Raw genomic sequence first — 16,862 nt, forward strand, 5'->3', positions numbered from 1 at the left:
TCCGATCGTCTGCCTGGATGATCAACACCGTCCCCGGTGCCGCCCGTTCGAGTGAGAAACGGCGGCCCGGGGCCGCGTGCTGTCCGGCGCCGAGCCCCCCTCTGCCTAGCGTGCCCAGTGACCGATCGGCCCTGCCTTCGTTCCCCCGCACGGGGGATGACACGGGAACTACGGATCTGAACCGAGGTGTACGCGCATGGAGGCCCCGCCGGACAACGACGTGCTCTGGGCACGCGCCCTGCACTTCCAGCACGACGACGGCTCACCCGCGCTCTGCGGCGTCTCGCTCGGCGTCCGCGAGGGCGAGATCCTCGCCATCGGCGGCCCGCGCGGCAGCGGCAAGACGACCCTGCTGCGGTGTCTGTCCGGTCTGGTGCCCGTACGGCGGGGCGAGGTCTGGTTCAACAGCGTGCCCGTGCACACCATGAGCCCCCTCACCCGCGAACGGCTGCGCCGCGACCGCTTCGGCTGGATCGACCCGGCCCCCTCCCTGGTCCCGGAGCTCAACGCCTGGGAGAACACCGCCCTGCCGCTGATGCTGCGCGGCACCAGCCGGCGCCGCGCCAAGACCGCGGCCCTGGAGTGGCTGGAGCGTCTCGACATCGGTGACAGCGCCCGCAAACGGCCCCACCAGCTGGTCCAGGCCGAGCGCCAGCGGGTCTGCATCGCCCGCGCGCTGGCCCCCGCGCCCTCGGTGCTGTTCGCCGACGAGCCCACGGCGCCCCTGCACCGCGCCGACCGCGCCCATGTGCTGCGCACCCTCACCACGGCGGCCCGCTCCCACCACATCACCGTCGTCCTGGCCACCCACGACGCGGAGACCGCGGCCCTCGCCGACCGCACGGTGTCCCTGCTCGACGGACGGCGCGTACAGACGGTGCACCTCCCGCCGGTCGCCGAGACCAGCGAGCCGGAAGGCCGGGCCGCGTGCTCGCTCTCCGTCTGACCCGCGGCGCCCACCCGGCCGTCCAGCTGCGCCGCCTCCTGGTCGCGGCCGCCTCGGCGGGCACGGGCTTCCTGCTGCTCTGCGCCCTCGGCTACGCGCTGGGCCACCCGGGCTCCCCCGGTCCCGCCGCGCTGCGACTGGCCTGGTGCGCGGCCCCGCTGGCCGCCACGGTGTACTTCGCGGTCGCGGTCGCCCGTACCGACCCCGGCACCAAGCCCCGCGCCGCGCTCTCGGCCATCGGTATCGGCCCGGTGCGCATGATGGCCGTCTCGGCCACCACGACGGCCCTGTCCTGCACGCTCGGTTCGATGCTGGCCCTGCTCGTCTTCCTGCACCTGCGGGGCGACCTGACCGGTATGCCCTTCGACGGCGCCGCCGCCGAGTCCCTCGCCGCGGGCCGGCCCCTGCCGCTGCCTGGCGCGCTGACCCTGCTGGCGCTCGTGCCCGTCGGCGCGTCGGTGGCGGTGGCCCTGGACCTGCGGCCGCACGAGACGGGGCCGGGCGGGGCCCGGGCGGCCCGGATGTACGGCCGCTTCGGCGCGTACCGGCGCACCAGCACCCCCGAGACGTTCGGGGCGTACGGCAGGTTCGGCCGGCAGGTTGTACGGCCCACGGGCGGCGCCGCCACCGAGCCCGCCGCGAAGAGCGGCCCCCCTGCGGCCCGGACCAGCGCGCCGGCCTCGGCGGCGGTCGCCGCCCCTGGCGGGACGGTGAGCGCGGTCGCGGACCCCACCCGACCCCGGACGGTGCACCCGGGCACCACGGACCCGGCCTCATCGCAGGCCGCTGCCGCGAGTGCCGCCCCGGCGCACCCGGACACCACCCACCCGGCCTCGCGGGAAGCCGCCGCGAGTGCCGCCCCGGCCGGCGATCGGGCCCAGTGGCTCAGCCCGCGCGCAGCGGAGCCGGACGCGGCCGGCGCCATCAGCCCCGCCGGGGCCCTGGCGAGGCACTCGGACCCGCACACCGCGGCCGCCGACGGCCCCGACGGTTCCACCGCCCCCGAAGCCGCCCTGCCGGACACCGTCGCCGCCCCCTCCGGTCTGCCCTGGGGCATCACCGTGCTGGCCGCCGGCCTGGCCGTGGAGAGCTACACGAGCCGTACCTCCCCCACACCCCCCGACCTCTCCTTCTCCGGCGCCTCCCCCGGGGTGATGGCGGGCTGGGCACTGGCCGTCGTCGGCCTGGCCCTGGCCGGTCCGGGCCTGACCCACCTGTGCGGACGGCTGCTCCAGTCGGCCCGCCCCGGCGCCCTGCGGCTCCTGGCCGGCCGCATCCTCATGGCGGAGTCCGTCCGCATCGGACGTCCCCTGGGCGTCGTCTGCGCGGTGCTGTCCGCCGCGTGGGCCATGGCGCTGCTGCACGCCCCGGACGGACTCGCGCTCGGACCGCTCACCACCCTCGGCGTGGTCCTCGTGACCGGCTGCACCACGGCGACGCTCCTCACGGCCGCCGTCGAGGCCCGTCAGGCCCGCGCCGGTACCACCGGCGCGCTGCTGCGCCTCGGCGCCCCCGCCACCATGCTGCGCGGTGCCGCCGCCCTGCGCGCGGCCGCGCTGCTCGCCCTGTTCGGCCCGCTGACCCTGACGGTCGCCGAACTGGCGGCGCTGCCCCTGGCCCGCTGATCCGCGGCACCCACCGCGGCACTCGTACGGGACCTCGCGCCGGAACTGGTGAGGAAGAAATCTCCGGACGGCGATGAGTTCCGGACCGGCCCCCGGTCTATCCCGCGTAGCGACACGGACCTGATGGGAGACCTCGCATGTACCAGCAGATGATCTTCGTGAACCTGTGCACCGGCGACCTGGGTGCCTCGAAGAAGTTCTTCACGGAGCTGGGCTTCACGATCAACGAGCAGTTCAGCGACGACACGACCGCCTCGGTGGTGATCAGCGGCACCATCGTGGTGATGGTGCACACCAAGGAGAAGTACCTCCAGTTCACCAAGAAGGACGTCGCGGACTCGACGAAGACCAGCGAGGTGCTGATCGCCCTGAGCGCCGAGAGCCGGAAGAAGGTCGACAAACTGGTCGAGAAGGCAGTCGCGGCGGGCGGTTCCGTCTCGGGCGAGACCCAGGACCACGGCTTCATGTACGGCCGCGCCTTCGACGATTTGGACGGCCACACCTTCGAGGTCGTGTGGATGGACCCCGCGGCCGTCCAGGGCTGAGGTGCGCTGTGCCAGCATGGGCGGGTGCAGACGATGCCCGCCCATGCGGCCCACCATGACGACCGCGAGATAGAGACCCTCGAGGAGTTCGACGCGACCGTCTCGGCGCGCGGCACCCTCGCCGGATACCGCGTCCAGGCCGTCGACCTGACGGACCGTACGCGCGAACTGCTCACCACGGACACCGCGGGCGCGGTCTTCCTCGGCTGTGCGATGCGCGAGGACGCGGACGCGAAGGTACGGGCCGACGGCGCCCTGGTCTTCCCGCCGGCCCCGGGCCTGCCGTTCGACCCCTACCGGGGCCTGCTCTACGCACCGGACGAACTCTTCGCGTCGCTGGCCGACGGCTACGAGGCCACGCCCGACGCCCTCGCCTACGCCTGGTTCCAGCGCACCAAGGCGGACCGCGACATCTACGCGTCCATGCTGCGCTCGGTCCACGACGACTCCGTCTCGGACGCGCTCGACGAACTGCTCGCCGGCGCCCGGGTCGTGGGCGTCATGGGCGGCCACGCCATGGCCCGGGGCACCGAGGAGTACGCGGGCGCCGCACGGCTCGGCAGGGAGCTGGCCCGCGCCGGTTTCACGATCGCCACCGGCGGCGGCCCGGGCGCCATGGAGGCGGCGAACCTCGGCGCGTACGCCGCCCCCTTCGACGACGAGATGCTCACCGAGTCGCTCGAACTCCTCGCCAAGGCACCGCACTTCACGCCGTCGATCACCCAGTGGGCGTCGGCCGCCTTCGAGATACGCACCCGCTGGCCCCGGGGCGGCCGTTCGGTGGGCATCCCGACCTGGTTCTACGGCCACGAACCGCCGAACGCCTTCGCGTCCCACATCGCCAAGTACTTCGCCAACGCCACCCGCGAGGACGGCCTGCTGGCCCGGTCCAACGCGGGTGTGGTGTTCCTGCCCGGCGCCGCGGGGACGCTGCAGGAGATCTTCGACAACGCGACGCCCAACTACTACGAGTCGCGCGGCGAGCCGACGCCGATGGTGCTGGTGAACCGTACGCACTGGACGGAGAAGCTGCCTGCGTGGCCGCTGCTCCGGTCGCTGGCCGCGGGGCGCTCGATGGAGGGGCGGATCGCGCTCGTGGAGCGGATCGAGGAGGCGCCGGAGGCGTTGAAACGTCTCGGCGGTTAATAAGAAGGCAAAGCAACTGCTTGCAGTCTGCATATGCGTTGACACTACTTATGCAGCGCTTATAGACCTGTGAGTCTCACGGTAGTGCTGATGTCCCGTCAGCACGGCCTCAGCCCCCCGCTTCAGCAATCCCGCAAAGGACAAACGTGGCAGTTCTGTCCGTATCCCGCCGCGCACGTGCCGTGCGCGTCCTCGGTGTCGTCTCCGCCTCGGCCGCGCTCGCGCTCGGCACCGCCGGCGAGGCACTCGCCTGCGACATCAGCGACTTCTCCGCCGAGGCGAAGTGTGACGGCGACAAGGGCGTCATCACCGTCACCGACGTCGACCCCGCCGGCATCCCGGCCACGGTCACCGTGTACCTGCAGAACAACGGCGCCGACGCGAAGAAGGTCGGCACGCAGGTGGTCAAGGGCTCGCGCGAAGGCACCACCATCACCTTCACCGACGACTGGAAGCCGAACTCCGAGTACCGCATCCACGTCAAGGCCGCCCGCTACGTGGACGAGGACATCAAGCCGAACCTCGTCACCCCGGCCACCGCCTGCAAGAAGGAGGAGGAGCCCCCGGCTTCGACTCCCCCGGCGACTCCGACCCCGTCGGCGTCCCCGTCGAAGCCGGCCGAGGAGAGCGAGAGCCCCGCTCCGGAGCCGTCGCAGAGCCAGAGCTCCTCGCCGGCGGGCAACGTGCCCGCCCCGGCCGGTGACTCCAACCTCGCCGAGACCGGTGCCAATTCCAACACCGGCCTCATCGCCGGCATCGCGGCGGCCCTGGTCGCCGTCGGTGGCGGCGCGGTGTTCTTCGGCATGCGCCGCCGCGGAACGAACAGCGACAACTGACGCCCGCGCACCCCGTGAACGTGGCCCGTCCCCCCACCCGGGGGCGGGCCACGTCCCGTGTCAGGGAGACGCGGCCCGTCTCACCCGAACGTCGCCCGCTCCAGCCAGAACTCCAACAGCTGCCGCTCCCCCAGCACCTCCAATTCCGGTGCGTCCAGCGGCAGTCGGCGGTAGAACGCCAGCAGGACGGAGGTGAGCGGCCCGCGCAGCGCCACGGTCGCCTTGCGATGACCCCGGCGCCAGGTGACACCGTCCTCGGTGAGTTCGACGAGCCACTCGGCGTTCAGCTCGGGCCCCGTGTCGGTGGCGTGGAGGTGGATGCTGCGGCCGGGGCCGCGCAGCTCCCGCGCCGCGTCGTGCGGCACCGTCCGCTGCACGAACTCCACGATCTGCAGCCACTCGTCGATCGCGTCGGCGGCCACCTCCGGCGCGACCTCGTAGGGCAGTCCGGCGGCGAGCGTGGCGTCCGCGCGGTGCACGGTGATCTCGTGCGTCATCCGGCGGGCCCAGAACCCGACGTTGCGGATCCCGGCCCAGCTCCACACCTCCGTGTCCGGCCCGGCCTCCCGCAGGGCGGCGATCACCTGCTCGCCGCTCTCCGCCAGCCAGGCGTCCAGGACGGCGGCGTCCCCCCGGGCCTCGGGCCCGGCGAGACCCGGCACCCGCTCCCCGGGCAGCTCCTCCTCGGCCCGGGTCCGCACGATGAACTCCACCCAGCGCAGGGCCCCGCCCATGTGCCGTACGAGGTCCTCCAGCGACCAGTCCGGGCAGGTCGGCACCGTGCCGGACAGGTCGGCACCGGAGGTCACCACGGACCTCAACAGGCCTACTTGGCAGGCGATTTCGTCGCAGTAGCGATCGTATGCGAGTAACGGCGTCATGCCTCGAACCCTAGGCGCGCGTGATCAGCCGAGCACCACGATTTCCGCCGGGTCGAACTCCACGCCGACCTCGTCCCCGACCTCGGGTGCCGTCCGCAGCGCGCACGCCGCCTCCAGTCGCTGGGCGTCCTCAAACTGCAGGTGGACGGCGACGTGGGTGCCCTTGAAGGTGCGTGCGGTCACCGTGCAGGGCAGGCCCGAGTCGGCGGACACCAGCCGCACCCCGGCGGGCCGCACCAGCAGCGTGCGGGTGCCCTGCGGAGCGCCCTCCGGCACCGGCACCTTGCCCCAGGGCGTGTCCGCCGCCTCCGCCCCGACGGTCGCCTCGACCACGTTCTCGAAGCCGAGGAACCGCGCGACGAAGGCGTCGGCGGGCCGCTGCCACACCTCAAGAGGCGTGCCGGACTGAGCGATCCGCCCGTCCCGCATCACCACGACCCGGTCGGCCAGCGCGAACGCCTCCCCCTGGTCGTGCGTCACGGCGAGCACGGTCGTGCCCAACCGGCCGAACAGTTCCCTCAGTTCGACGACCAGCCGCTCCCGCAACGACCGGTCGAGCTGCCCCAGCGGCTCGTCCAGCATCAGCAGCCGCGGGCTCGGCGCGAGGGCCCGGGCCAGCGCCACCCGCTGCTGCTCCCCGCCGGACAGCGCGGCGACGGCCCGTCGGCCCGCGCCCGGCAGCCCCACGAGGTCCAGCAACTCCTGGACGCGTGCGGCCCGTTGCGGTTTCGGCTCGGCGCGCATCCGCAGTCCGAACGCCACGTTGCCGGCCACGTCCCGCTGCGGGAACAGCTGGTGGTCCTGGAACATCAGCCCGACGCCCCGCCGGTGCGCGGGCACGCCCGCCTGGTCACGCCCGTCGAGCACCACCCGGCCGGCGTCGAGCGGCTGCAGCCCGGCCACCGCCCGCAGCAGCGTCGACTTGCCGCTGCCGCTCGGCCCGAGCACACACACGATCTCGTGCTCGGCGACCCCAAGATCGACGGCGTCCAGCACGGCACGCCCACCGAAGCGGACCGTCGCACCCTCCAGGCTCAGCAGCATCTAGAACTCCCCGGTCCGGTCCGTCCGCAGCCTCTCCAGCACCAGCAGGGCCACCGCGCACACCACCATCAGCATCGTCGAAAGGGCCATCGCCTGGCCGTAGTTCAGGTCGCCGGGCCGGCCCAGCAGCCGGGCCACGGCCACCGGCAGCGTCGGCCGGTCGGGCCGTGCGATGAACACCGTCGCGCCGAACTCCCCGAGGGACACGGCGAAGGCGAAACCGGCCGCGATCAGCAGCGCCCGCCGCACCATCGGCAGGTCCACCTCCCGCCACACCCGCCAGGGCGAGGCCCCGAGCACCGAGGCCGCCTCCCGCAGCCGCACGTCCACCGCCCGCAGCACGGGCAGCATGGTCCGCACCACGAACGGCACCCCGACCAGCGCCTGCGCGAGCGGCACCAGGATCCAGGAGGACCTGAGGTCCAGCGGCGGCTCGTCGAGGGAGATCAGGAACCCGAAGCCGACGGTCACCGCGGACACCCCGAGCGGCAGCATCAGCAGCGCGTCGAAACCGCGCACGAACCGCCCGGCGTCCCGGCGCGTGAGCGCGACCGCGGCGAGCCCGCCGATCAGCACGGCGATGAGCGTGGCGGCGACGGCGTACGACAGGGAGTTGCCGATCGCCTCGATCGGCGGGACCAGGAACACTCCCCCGTCCTGCCTGGTCAGTGCCCGGTAGTAGCCGAAGCCCGGGGCGTCCAGGGACCGCTGCACCAGCACGGCCAGGGGCAGCACGAGCAGCAGGACCACGGAGACGAGCACCCCGCCGAGCAGCGCCCACTGCCCCGCGCCGCGCGGCCTGCGCGCGGTCACGGACGCGTCCACCAGCCGCAGCGCGGTCTCCCGCCGCCGCACGGTCCAGGCGTGCACGGCGAGGATCGCGCCCACCGCGACGAACTGGATCAGAGTCAGCACGGCCGCCGTGGAGAGGTCGAAGATCTCCGACGTCTGCCGGTAGATCTCCACCTCCAGGGTGGAGAAGGTGGGCCCGCCGAGGATCTGGACGACACCGAAGGAGGTGAAGGTGAACAGGAAGACCATGAGCGCGGCGGCGGCCACGGCCGGGGCGAGGGCGGGCAGCGTGACCCGTCGCCAGGCCCGCAGCGGGGACGCCCCGAGCATCCGCGCGGCCTCCTCCTGCCGCGGGTCGAGCTGCGCCCATAGCCCGCCGACGGTGCGCACGACGACCGCGTAGTTGAAGAAGACGTGCGCGAGCAGGATCGCCCACACGGTGGTGTCCAGCCGTACGCCCCACAGCTCGTCGAGCAGCCCGCCCCGCCCGACGAGCGCCAGGAACGCCGTACCGACGACGACCGTCGGCAGCACGAACGGGACGGTCACGACCGCCCGCAGGACCTGTTTGCCGGGGAAGTCGAACCGCGCGAAGACGTACGCGCCGGGGAGCGCGACGACCAGCGTGAGCGCGGTGGAGACCAGCGCCTGCCAGGTGGTGAACCACAGGACGTGCCGGACGTCGGACTGGGCGAGCACCTCCCCGATCCGCCCGAGGTGCCAGACCCCGTCGGCCTTCAGACCCCGCGCGACGATCGCGGCGACGGGGTAGGCGAAGAAGACGGCGAAGAACGCGACGGGCACGGCCAGCAGTCCGAGCCGCGCCGCGCTCCCGCGCCTGGTGCGGGCTACTTCAGTACGAGTGACGTCCACGACTTGACCCACTGGTCGCGGTGGTCGGCGATCTTCGCCGGGTCCATGGTCTCCGGGTCCTTCGCCTGCGGCCCGTACTTCACGAACTCCGGCGGCACCTGGGCGCCCTCGGTCACCGGGTACACGAACATGTTGAGCGGCATGTCCTCCTGGAACTTCCTGCTGACCAGGAAGTCGAGGAAGGCCTTGCCGCCCTTGGCGTTCTTGGCGTGGGCGAGCAGCCCCGCGTACTCGACCTGCCGGAAGCAGGTGCCCTCGGCGACACCGGTCGGGGCCGTGCTCGGCTTCGGGTCGGCGTAGGCGACCTCGGCGGGCGGCGAGGAGGCGTACGACACGACGAGCGGCCGGTCACCCTTGGCCTTCCTGCCGCTGGAGGAGCCGGAGAACTCCTGGTTGTAGGCCTGCTCCCAGCCATCGACGACCTTCACGCCGTTGGCCTCGAGCTTCTTCCAGTAGCCCTCCCAGCCCGTGTCGCCGTACGCGGCGGCGGTGCCGAGCAGGAAGCCGAGCCCGGGCGAGGAGGCGGAGGCGTTCTCGGTGACGAGCAGGTTCTTGTACTGCGGCTTGACCAGGTCGTCGAAGGTGCGCGGCGGCTGGAGCTTGTGGTCGGCGAAGTACTTCTTGTCGTAGTTGACGCAGATGTCGCCGGTGTCGACGGGTGTGACGCGGTGCTGCTTCTGATCGACCCGGTACTCGGCCTTGATCCGGTCGGACCCCTTGGCCTCGTACGACTGGAACAGGTCGTTGTCGAGGGCGCGGGACAGCAGGGTGTTGTCGACGCCGAAGAAGACGTCGCCCTGCGGGTTGTCCTTGGTCAGGATGGCCTTGTTCACGGCCTGGCCGGCGTCGCCGTCCCTCAGGACGTTCACCTTGTAGCCGGACTGCTTCTCGAAGGCCGCGATGACGTCCTCGGACGCGGCCCACGAGTCGTGGCTGACGAGGGTCACGGTCCTGGGGTCGCCGGACCCCTGGCCGCCGTCGGACGAACCGCAGGCGGCGAGCGTGCCGACCAGGCCGAGCCCGACGACCGCCGCCGTCATCCGCTTCTTGTTGGTGCTCACTGGATTCCTCCTGGAGGACCAGGAGAAGACGCGGCCCTGCCCGGGACTCCGGGTCCCGGGCAGGGCGCAACAGCTCGAGTGGTGACCGATCTCCCTACCCAGAATGACCTGGGCCAGGTTCGGAGGGTCTGCGGCCGTGTGCCGCACTCTCAGCGCTGTGGCGCTCCCCTGTCGGAATATGCAGGTGTGGATGTGCAGGTGCCTCTATGAAGCTGTACTGACGACGGTCAGACTACCGTTCGGTGGCGGCGAGCTGACCACACGCCCCGTCGATCTCCTGACCACGGGTGTCCCGGATCGTCACCGGCACACCATGGGCGGCGATGGCCTCCACGAACGCCTTCTCGTCCTCGGGCCGCGAGGCGGTCCACTTCGACCCGGGCGTCGGGTTCAGCGGGATCAGGTTGACGTGCACGGGCTTGCCCTTGAGCAGCCGCCCGAGCCGGTCACCGCGCCAGGCCTGGTCGTTGATGTCCCGGATCAGCGCGTACTCGATGGACAGCCGGCGGCCGGACTTGGCGCTGTACTCGAACCCGGCGTCGAGCACCTCACGCACCTTCCACCGGGTGTTCACCGGGACGAGGGTGTCGCGCAGCTCGTCGTCCGGGGCGTGCAGGGAGATCGCCAGCCGGCACTTGAAGCCCTCGTCGGCGAACCGGTGGATGGCCGGGACGAGTCCGACCGTCGAGACGGTGATGCCCCGCTGGGACAGGCCGAGGCCGTCGGGCTCGGGGTCGGTGAGCCGCCGGATGGACCCGATGACCCGGTTGTAGTTCGCGAGGGGCTCGCCCATGCCCATGAAGACGATGTTGCTGAGCCGGGCCGGTCCGCCGGGGACCTCCCCGTCCCGCAGGGCCCGCATGCCGTCGACGATCTGGTGCACGATCTCGGCGGTGGACAGATTGCGGTCCAGCCCGGCCTGCCCGGTCGCGCAGAACGGGCAGTTCATCCCGCAGCCGGCCTGCGAGCTGATGCACATGGTCACCCGGTCCGGGTAGCGCATCAGCACGGACTCGACGAGCGTCCCGTCGAACAGCCGCCACAGGGTCTTTCGGGTGGTGCCCTGGTCGGTCGACAGATGCCGCACCACGGTCATCAGCTCGGGCAGCAGCGCTTCCTGCAGCCGCCCCCGGGCACCGGCCGGGATATCGGTCCACTGCTCCGGATCGTGCGCGTACCGCGCGAAGTAGTGCTGCGAGAGCTGCTTGGCACGAAACGGCTTCTCCCCGATGGCCGCGACGGCCTCCTTGCGCTCGGCAGCAGTGAGATCGGCAAGATGCCGCGGCGGCTTCTTGGCTCCGCGGGGGGCGACGAAAGTGAGTTCTCCGGGCTTAGGCATGGCGGTACCAGTGTCGCAGATCAACAGCGGCGGCCCGGGCGCGAGTGGGGTGGGGCCGATCACCAGCACCTGCCACCTGCCGACACCGAGCGGCCTTGGACGGCCCGTCGCTCCAGATGTCGTGAGACCGCTCTGAACCGCCGCTTTGGCGAGGCCGTCACCGGATGGCGGGTTGAGGGCTTTTCAAGACACTGTGTGCCCTCTTGTGCTGGGATATCCGCTGGCCGCAGTGCCGCCTCAGATGCGCCGACGGAATGGGTGAGACGTGACCGGACCTACTGCCGATGACCTCGACAAGGACCAACTCGACCAGCTTCACGCGGCAACGGTCAAGGCTTCGGAAGCCTGCCTCGAGTTGAAGAAACTCTGCGCTCTGATCCTTGTCCCCGTGGGGACCATTATCGCCTCGTTCGGCGACAAAAAACCAGGAGCCCCGTTATTTGTGGCCGGACTGTTGGTGATCATCGGCTTCTGGGTGGCCGACAGCTTCAGCTACTACTACCAAAGGAAACTCCGCGGAGCCATGATCCCCATATGGCAACGTCGAGCGAATCGCTGTTCCCCATATCCACATGTCCCGACCTCGGGCGCTGTTACACCTTGGCGTTCCGCTTTCAATGCTTCAATGGCGTACTATCTGATCCTTGCCCTGCTGTTCGTTCTGGCAGCGTGGGCCTACGTGGTCGGCTGGCTGGACGGATAAGGTGTCACCTGATGCACTACTTCGTGAGTTACGCGAGGCGCGATAACGGCCCGGAGCGGTTGCGCATCATCCGTGAACACCTTGCCCGCGATGGACGCTACGTATACATCGACGACTTGGAGCCCCATCGGGTAGGCGCCGACAGAGTGCAGGCCGTCATCAACGCGCTCGCCATCGCGGATACATTCATAGCCGTCGAATCAAGCGACTACCTCAAAACGGAGTGGACGCGCTGGGAATTCGAGACGGCGCTGCGCATGAAAATCAAGATGACGGCGCTACTCCCTGATTTCACTTGCACGGGGGACAGTGAACATACGTGGCCGTGGCCGGACTATTCACCGATCGGCACCACGTTGCTTCCTCCCGGCGAAGCGACGGAGCGGCGGTCGACTGAAGCCGATTTGAACACTGCGCTACATTGAGATCGCCCGCCGAAGCGGCCGACAGTTGCAAAGCTACCGTCTGACTCGACAACCGGCTTGTCTGCTACCGCAGGCTAGGAGCCACCGGCACCGACGGCGTTCAGGACGCATCGGGGTAGGCGAGGTGGACCCCGCAATTGTTGCAGCGGAAGAGCATGGCGGTTGCCTCTTCGCCCAGGCTTGTCAGGAAGTGTTCCAGTCGACTTTCGTCGTGCCAGCCGTCAAGCCGCATGTCGGTCCGCAACTGGTCGAGTGCCTCGGGATGCGCCGCCAGCTCGGCGTATCCGACTTCCCCCACGAAAGCGGCCGCGTCCTGACAGTGGACGAGCCAGCGTGGATCCTGCCAGGCGTGGAACCCAGGGGTGCGGCGGGTGACCTCGTGCAAGACGTCCCCGCTAACACCGTCGAGCCCGTAGGAGTCGGTGAAGTCGCCGACAAAGCGCTCAGCCGCGCTCCCATCTGCGATGCACCACGGACAGAACCCTCCGCTGACGTCCCGAGCGGTGTAGAAGGTGGCCGTGTAGACCCATCCCCTACTGAGCTCGCAGCAGACGCACGTCTCGGCGGACTCGCGGATGGACCCGCTTGCGAGGGGATCCGGGTGATAACGGAAGAAGGGCAGGTCGGCACTCATCGGCAAGCTCCGATGCGGAGCCTGGTGACCCTGCCCACTGATCTCATGATGAGCAGTCTGTCTGCGTGCAGGCCCTTGATCAAGCGCGGGGGCGCGTGACTGCTGGGACGCGACCCTGAGCCAGTCCGCCGGACTGGCTCCGTGGGTCACACCGTTCCCCCGGAGAGCGGCTGAAGGTGGGGTCCGCCTGGCAGGATAAGCGAACCATCACAAAAGCGGGGGGCGAGCATGGGCGTGCTCATACTGGCGGTTGTCGTGTTGCTGCTCATCGGTGGCTGTGTCTGCGTGTACTGGGCCGCACGGGGCGACGCCCCGCGGTGGGCTCGGGGTGTGGCCAAGGTGACGCTGCTCGGCAGTGAGATCACCCGCAGTGCGAGCCGGGGCTCCCGCTCGCAACAGAGCAGCGGGGACGACTAGCAGTCGCACCAGGGCCGGGCCCCGGCCTGCGGAACCGCGTTTTCCCCCCGGGGAGCAGGGCACGCGCGGGCCATGACCTCCTTCTACGCGGCCCACGCGGCCCACGCGGCCTACGCGGCCCGTTCGGCCCCAATGCAGCTCGCAGAGAAGTGGCAAGGCCCCCCGTGGTTCAAGTGGGCCTTCCTCGGGGTGTGGGCCTTCTGCGGGGTGTTCGTCCTGTTCAAGCTGCGGCAGAACGGCTGGAAGTTCCCCCGGCGGCGCTGAGCCGAGCCACTGGGGGACCCAAGCCCCTACCCGGCCGTGTGCTCCAAGCGGTCCTTGAGGAGCTGCTCGTTGCGTGGGAGTTCCTTGCGGACCTGGGGGCGTACGACCAGCGGGACCAGGACCTTCCCCATGCCGTGGCCCTCGAAGTCGATGTCGATCGTGACGTGCGAGCGGCGCCCCTCGTCGTAGGGCTCGACCTCGCCGTGCACCTGCGCCCGGACCGGGCCGTCGACACCGCGCATGCCCCAACTGTGCGGCGGGTCGTACTCGGTGACCTCCATGGTCATCGGCATGACCCGGCGGCCGACGTGCCGGGTCACCCTGACCTTGCTGCCGATGCCGACGGGCCCCTCGTCCAGGCGCTCCGCGGACACCGCGCTCAGCTGCCACTCCGGCATGTGGCCGGCGTCCATGACGTACTGGTAGACCTCCTCGGGACGGCGATCGACGTCGATGCTCTCTCGGATGATGGCCATGATGGCCTCCTTTAGGAGGTACATCTGCATCGTCCCACTTTGGTCCCCCATGGTCTCCTCGAGACGGCAGAGAGCCCCCGCCCGGTCGGGCAGGGGCTCTCCGGCGAAGCCGGTCGTCTCAGCCGGAGCCGACGAACAGCACGAGCAGCAGCCACACCACCGGAGCCGTGGGCAGCAGCGAGTCGAGCCGGTCCATGATGCCGCCGTGTCCCGGCAGCAGCGTGCCCATGTCCTTGATGCCGAGGTCCCGCTTGATCATGGACTCGCCGAGATCGCCGAGCGTGGCGGTGACGGCGACCGCGAGACCCAGCACCAGCCCCTGCCACCAGGCACCGTCGTCGATGAGGAACTGCATGCACAGCGCCCCCGCGACCATGGCGAAGGACACCGCGCCGAGCAGACCCTCCCGGGTCTTGCCGGGGCTGATGCGCGGGGCGAGCTTGTGCCGGCCGAACCGCCAGCCGACGGCGTACGCCCCGGTGTCGCTGACAACCGTCAGCAGCAGGAAGGTGAGCACCCGCTGCGGCCCGTCGTCCGCGGTCAGCATCATCGCGACGAAGGTCGCCAGGAACGGCACGTAGAACGCCGCGAAGACGCCGGCCGTGACGTCCCTGAGGTAGTCCTCGGGCGGTTCGGTCATGCGCCAGACGAGCACGGCCAGTGCCGTGAGCGCCATCGCCACCCACGCACCCTCGGCGCCCCGGACGTACCCGGTGACGACCATCGCGGCACCGCCGAGCGCGAGCGGTACGAGCGGCGCCCGGATGCCCTTGCGTTCCTCCAGCCGCTTCGTCAGCTCCCACAGGCCCACCACCACGGCCACCGCGACGACGCCGACGAACACGGCCTTGACGACGAACAGCGACGCGACGATCACCGCACCGAGCCCGACACCGACCCCTATCGCGGCGCTCAGGTCGCGGCCCGCGCTCTTCTTCGGCGGCTTGGGTGCCGGCTGCGAGGCGTCGGGCATGGGCTCCGGGTTCGTGTCGTTTCGGACCGGGGTGCCACTCAGCCGAGCAGCCCCCCGGTCGTCATCCTGGTTTCCGCCGAATTCGGTCACGTCGGGCACGATGGGCATGGGGCGAGTCTGAGGCGCTTCATACGCATCGTATGCGGGACCCGCCGGAGCGGCCCCCTGGACGTGCCCCTGGCCCGTGCCCTGGACGTGCCCGTGACCATGCCCTTGGTCGCTGGGCCCCCAGTACCCGGCCTGTGGCGGCGCCCCCCAGGAAGAGTCGTTCATCAGACCTCGAGCAGCTCCGCTTCCTTGTGCTTCAGGAGCTCGTCCACCTGCGCGACGTACTTCGACGTGGTGTCGTCGAGCTCCTTCTCCGCACGGCGGCCCTCGTCCTCGCCGACCTCGCCGTCCTTGATCAGCTTGTCGATGGCTTCCTTGGCCTTGCGGCGCACGGAGCGGATCGAGATCTTCGCGTCCTCGCCCTTGCCCTTGGCCACCTTGATGTACTCGCGGCGGCGCTCCTCGGTCAGCTCGGGGAACACCACCCGGATGATGTTGCCGTCGTTGCTCGGGTTGACGCCCAGGTCGGAGTCACGGATCGCCTGCTCGATGTTGCGCAGCGCGCTCTTGTCGAACGGGGTCACCACGGCCATGCGCGGCTCGGGCACGGAGAACGAGGCCAGCTGGTTGATCGGCGTCGGCGCGCCGTAGTACTCGGCCACGATCTTGTTGAACATCGCCGGGTGCGCACGGCCGGTGCGGATCGCGGCGAAGTCCTCCTTGGCGACCACGACGGCCTTCTCCATCTTCTCCTCGGCCTCGAGGAGGGTCTCTTCGATCACCACTTGCTCCTGCGTGTGAGTAGGCCCGGCTGCGGTTCCATGTGGGCGGCGGCCGGCTGCGTCGCGTCTTCTTCCTGCACGGTTCCCGACCGGCGGGACATTGTCCATCCCCCGGCCCGGCTCCGTCCCGTCCGTCCCCCGGACGGGGTTGTTCTGGGGTCTCAGTCCCGACTGCCGGGGTCCCCCACCAGCGTGCCGATCTTCTCACCCTTGACGGCGCGCCCGATGTTGCCCTCCGCCAGCAGCTCGAAGACCACGATCGGGAGCTTGTTGTCGCGGCACAGGGTCACGGCCGTGGCGTCGGCGACCTTCAGGTCGCGCGTGATCACCTCGCCGTAGCCGAGGTGGTCGAACTTCACGGCGTCCGGGTTGGTCTTGGGGTCGGAGTCGTACACCCCGTCCACGCCGTTCTTGCCCATCAGCAGCGCCTCGGCGTCGATCTCCAGGGCGCGCTGCGCGGCGGTGGTGTCGGTGGAGAAGTACGGCATGCCCATGCCGGCGCCGAAGATGACCACGCGGCCCTTCTCCAGGTGCCGTACGGCGCGCAGCGGGATGTACGGCTCGGCGACCTGGCCCATGGTGATGGCGGTCTGCACGCGGCAGTCCACCCCCACCTTCTCCAGGAAGTCCTGGAGGGCGAGGCAGTTCATGACCGTGCCGAGCATGCCCATGTAGTCGGAGCGGGCCCGGTCCATGCCGCGCTGCTGGAGTTCGGCACCGCGGAAGAAGTTGCCGCCGCCGATGACGACCGCGATCTGGGCACCGTCGCGCACGACGGCCGCGATCTCGCGAGCGATCTTGTGCACCACGTCGGGGTCGACGCCCAGGCCGCCGCCACCGGAGAAGGCCTCTCCGGACAGCTTCAGCAGAAACCGGCCGCTCACTTTGCCGTCGTCGCTCTTCTGGGCCTTGGTGGTCATGGGGGATCCCGCCTCTTTCACGTGTTGCACATACCAAGAAGGCCATTGCCGGTGGGGCGTGTTTCGCATCCCATACGGCAATGGCCTCCTCGTCAGATCTGCTGTCGTCCGCCACTGGTGTGACGGCGTACG

Annotated in this window: 19 protein-coding genes and 1 riboswitch; of the genes, 9 read left to right on the forward strand and 10 right to left on the reverse strand. The window is 70.5% G+C overall.

From position 1 onward, the window contains the following. The first annotated feature begins 196 nt into the window (after nt 1–196). The 5 genes from ACFZDI_RS00305 (at nt 197) to ACFZDI_RS00325 (ending at nt 5,098) form a co-directional block, all read left to right on the forward strand. Nucleotides 197–946 carry an ATP-binding cassette domain-containing protein gene (locus tag ACFZDI_RS00305; protein ID WP_391246792.1) on the forward strand — a complete coding sequence of 250 codons (750 nt, stop codon included), beginning with the start codon at nt 197–199 and terminating at the stop codon, nt 944–946. After that, a complete protein-coding gene (locus tag ACFZDI_RS00310; RefSeq protein ID WP_391246794.1) occupies nt 928–2,571 on the forward strand; it encodes a hypothetical protein in 1,644 nt (547 codons plus the stop codon). Before ACFZDI_RS00305 ends, ACFZDI_RS00310 begins: the two co-directional genes overlap by 19 nt. Nucleotides 2,572–2,708: 137 nt before the next feature. After that, the gene (locus ACFZDI_RS00315) at nt 2,709–3,116 is read left to right on the forward strand and encodes a VOC family protein (RefSeq protein ID WP_391246796.1); all 408 of its coding nucleotides are present in this window, start codon (nt 2,709–2,711) and stop codon (nt 3,114–3,116) included. Nucleotides 3,117–3,140: 24 nt separating this feature from the next. Beyond that, a complete protein-coding gene (locus tag ACFZDI_RS00320) occupies nt 3,141–4,262 on the forward strand; it encodes an LOG family protein (RefSeq protein ID WP_391246798.1) in 1,122 nt (373 codons plus the stop codon). Between the two features lie 146 nt (nt 4,263–4,408). Further along, a complete protein-coding gene (locus tag ACFZDI_RS00325) occupies nt 4,409–5,098 on the forward strand; it encodes an LAETG motif-containing sortase-dependent surface protein (RefSeq protein WP_391246800.1) in 690 nt (229 codons plus the stop codon). A gap of 80 nt (nt 5,099–5,178) precedes the next feature. Here ACFZDI_RS00325 and ACFZDI_RS00330 read toward each other — a convergent pair whose 3' ends face one another. The 5 genes from ACFZDI_RS00330 to rlmN all read right to left on the reverse strand — a co-directional run bounded on the left by ACFZDI_RS00330 (nt 5,179) and on the right by rlmN (nt 11,088). Then, the gene (locus ACFZDI_RS00330; RefSeq protein WP_391246802.1) at nt 5,179–5,979 is read right to left on the reverse strand and encodes a maleylpyruvate isomerase family mycothiol-dependent enzyme; all 801 of its coding nucleotides are present in this window, start codon (nt 5,977–5,979) and stop codon (nt 5,179–5,181) included. Nucleotides 5,980–6,003: 24 nt separating this feature from the next. Further along, nucleotides 6,004–7,023 carry an ATP-binding cassette domain-containing protein gene (locus ACFZDI_RS00335; protein WP_391246804.1) on the reverse strand — a complete coding sequence of 340 codons (1,020 nt, stop codon included), beginning with the start codon at nt 7,021–7,023 and terminating at the stop codon, nt 6,004–6,006. Further along, nucleotides 7,024–8,625 carry an iron ABC transporter permease gene (locus ACFZDI_RS00340; RefSeq protein ID WP_361121880.1) on the reverse strand — a complete coding sequence of 534 codons (1,602 nt, stop codon included), beginning with the start codon at nt 8,623–8,625 and terminating at the stop codon, nt 7,024–7,026. Between the two features lie 38 nt (nt 8,626–8,663). Next, nucleotides 8,664–9,728, reverse strand: coding sequence for a thiamine ABC transporter substrate-binding protein (locus tag ACFZDI_RS00345; RefSeq protein WP_391247991.1), 1,065 nt, complete (start codon nt 9,726–9,728; stop codon nt 8,664–8,666). Between the two features lie 94 nt (nt 9,729–9,822). Continuing rightward, nucleotides 9,823–9,929: riboswitch (TPP riboswitch) on the reverse strand. A gap of 52 nt (nt 9,930–9,981) precedes the next feature. Next, complete coding sequence (rlmN, locus tag ACFZDI_RS00350) at nt 9,982–11,088, reverse strand: 23S rRNA (adenine(2503)-C(2))-methyltransferase RlmN (protein ID WP_391246806.1); 1,107 nt, start codon at nt 11,086–11,088, stop codon at nt 9,982–9,984. A gap of 265 nt (nt 11,089–11,353) precedes the next feature. Between rlmN and ACFZDI_RS00355 the strand changes: the two genes are divergently transcribed. Then, on the forward strand, nt 11,354–11,791 hold the full coding sequence (locus ACFZDI_RS00355) for a hypothetical protein (protein WP_391246808.1): 438 nt from the start codon (nt 11,354–11,356) through the stop codon (nt 11,789–11,791). An 11-nt stretch (nt 11,792–11,802) separates the two neighbouring features. Continuing rightward, nucleotides 11,803–12,216 carry a TIR domain-containing protein gene (locus ACFZDI_RS00360; RefSeq protein ID WP_391246811.1) on the forward strand — a complete coding sequence of 138 codons (414 nt, stop codon included), beginning with the start codon at nt 11,803–11,805 and terminating at the stop codon, nt 12,214–12,216. Nucleotides 12,217–12,316: 100 nt separating this feature from the next. Here the strand turns inward: ACFZDI_RS00360 and ACFZDI_RS00365 are convergent, their stop codons facing one another. Beyond that, nucleotides 12,317–12,850, reverse strand: coding sequence for a CbrC family protein (locus ACFZDI_RS00365; RefSeq protein WP_391246813.1), 534 nt, complete (start codon nt 12,848–12,850; stop codon nt 12,317–12,319). 228 nt (nt 12,851–13,078) lie between these two features. Here ACFZDI_RS00365 and ACFZDI_RS00370 point away from each other — a divergent pair, with 228 nt between their 5' ends. Both ACFZDI_RS00370 and ACFZDI_RS00375 read left to right on the forward strand, forming a co-directional pair. Next, entirely contained in the window at nt 13,079–13,267 is a 189-nt protein-coding gene (locus ACFZDI_RS00370; protein ID WP_391246815.1) for a hypothetical protein, read from the forward strand. 72 nt (nt 13,268–13,339) lie between these two features. Then, entirely contained in the window at nt 13,340–13,531 is a 192-nt protein-coding gene (locus tag ACFZDI_RS00375; RefSeq protein WP_391246817.1) for a hypothetical protein, read from the forward strand. Nucleotides 13,532–13,557: 26 nt separating this feature from the next. Here ACFZDI_RS00375 and ACFZDI_RS00380 read toward each other — a convergent pair whose 3' ends face one another. The 4 genes from ACFZDI_RS00380 to pyrH form a co-directional block, all read right to left on the reverse strand. Continuing rightward, complete coding sequence (locus ACFZDI_RS00380) at nt 13,558–14,007, reverse strand: SRPBCC family protein (RefSeq protein WP_234847491.1); 450 nt, start codon at nt 14,005–14,007, stop codon at nt 13,558–13,560. Nucleotides 14,008–14,125: 118 nt separating this feature from the next. Beyond that, the gene (locus ACFZDI_RS00385; protein ID WP_391246819.1) at nt 14,126–15,253 is read right to left on the reverse strand and encodes a phosphatidate cytidylyltransferase; all 1,128 of its coding nucleotides are present in this window, start codon (nt 15,251–15,253) and stop codon (nt 14,126–14,128) included. Next, nucleotides 15,253–15,810: a ribosome recycling factor gene (frr, locus tag ACFZDI_RS00390; protein ID WP_234847493.1), complete on the reverse strand. Its 558-nt coding sequence runs from the start codon at nt 15,808–15,810 to the stop codon at nt 15,253–15,255. Before frr ends, ACFZDI_RS00385 begins: the two co-directional genes overlap by 1 nt. 161 nt (nt 15,811–15,971) lie before the next feature. Beyond that, entirely contained in the window at nt 15,972–16,730 is a 759-nt protein-coding gene (gene pyrH, locus ACFZDI_RS00395; protein WP_234847494.1) for a UMP kinase, read from the reverse strand. Nucleotides 16,731–16,862 lie beyond the last annotated feature (132 nt).

Source organism: Streptomyces sp. NPDC007907, from assembly GCF_042959365.1.
Lineage (GTDB): Bacteria > Actinomycetota > Actinomycetes > Streptomycetales > Streptomycetaceae > Streptomyces > Streptomyces indiaensis.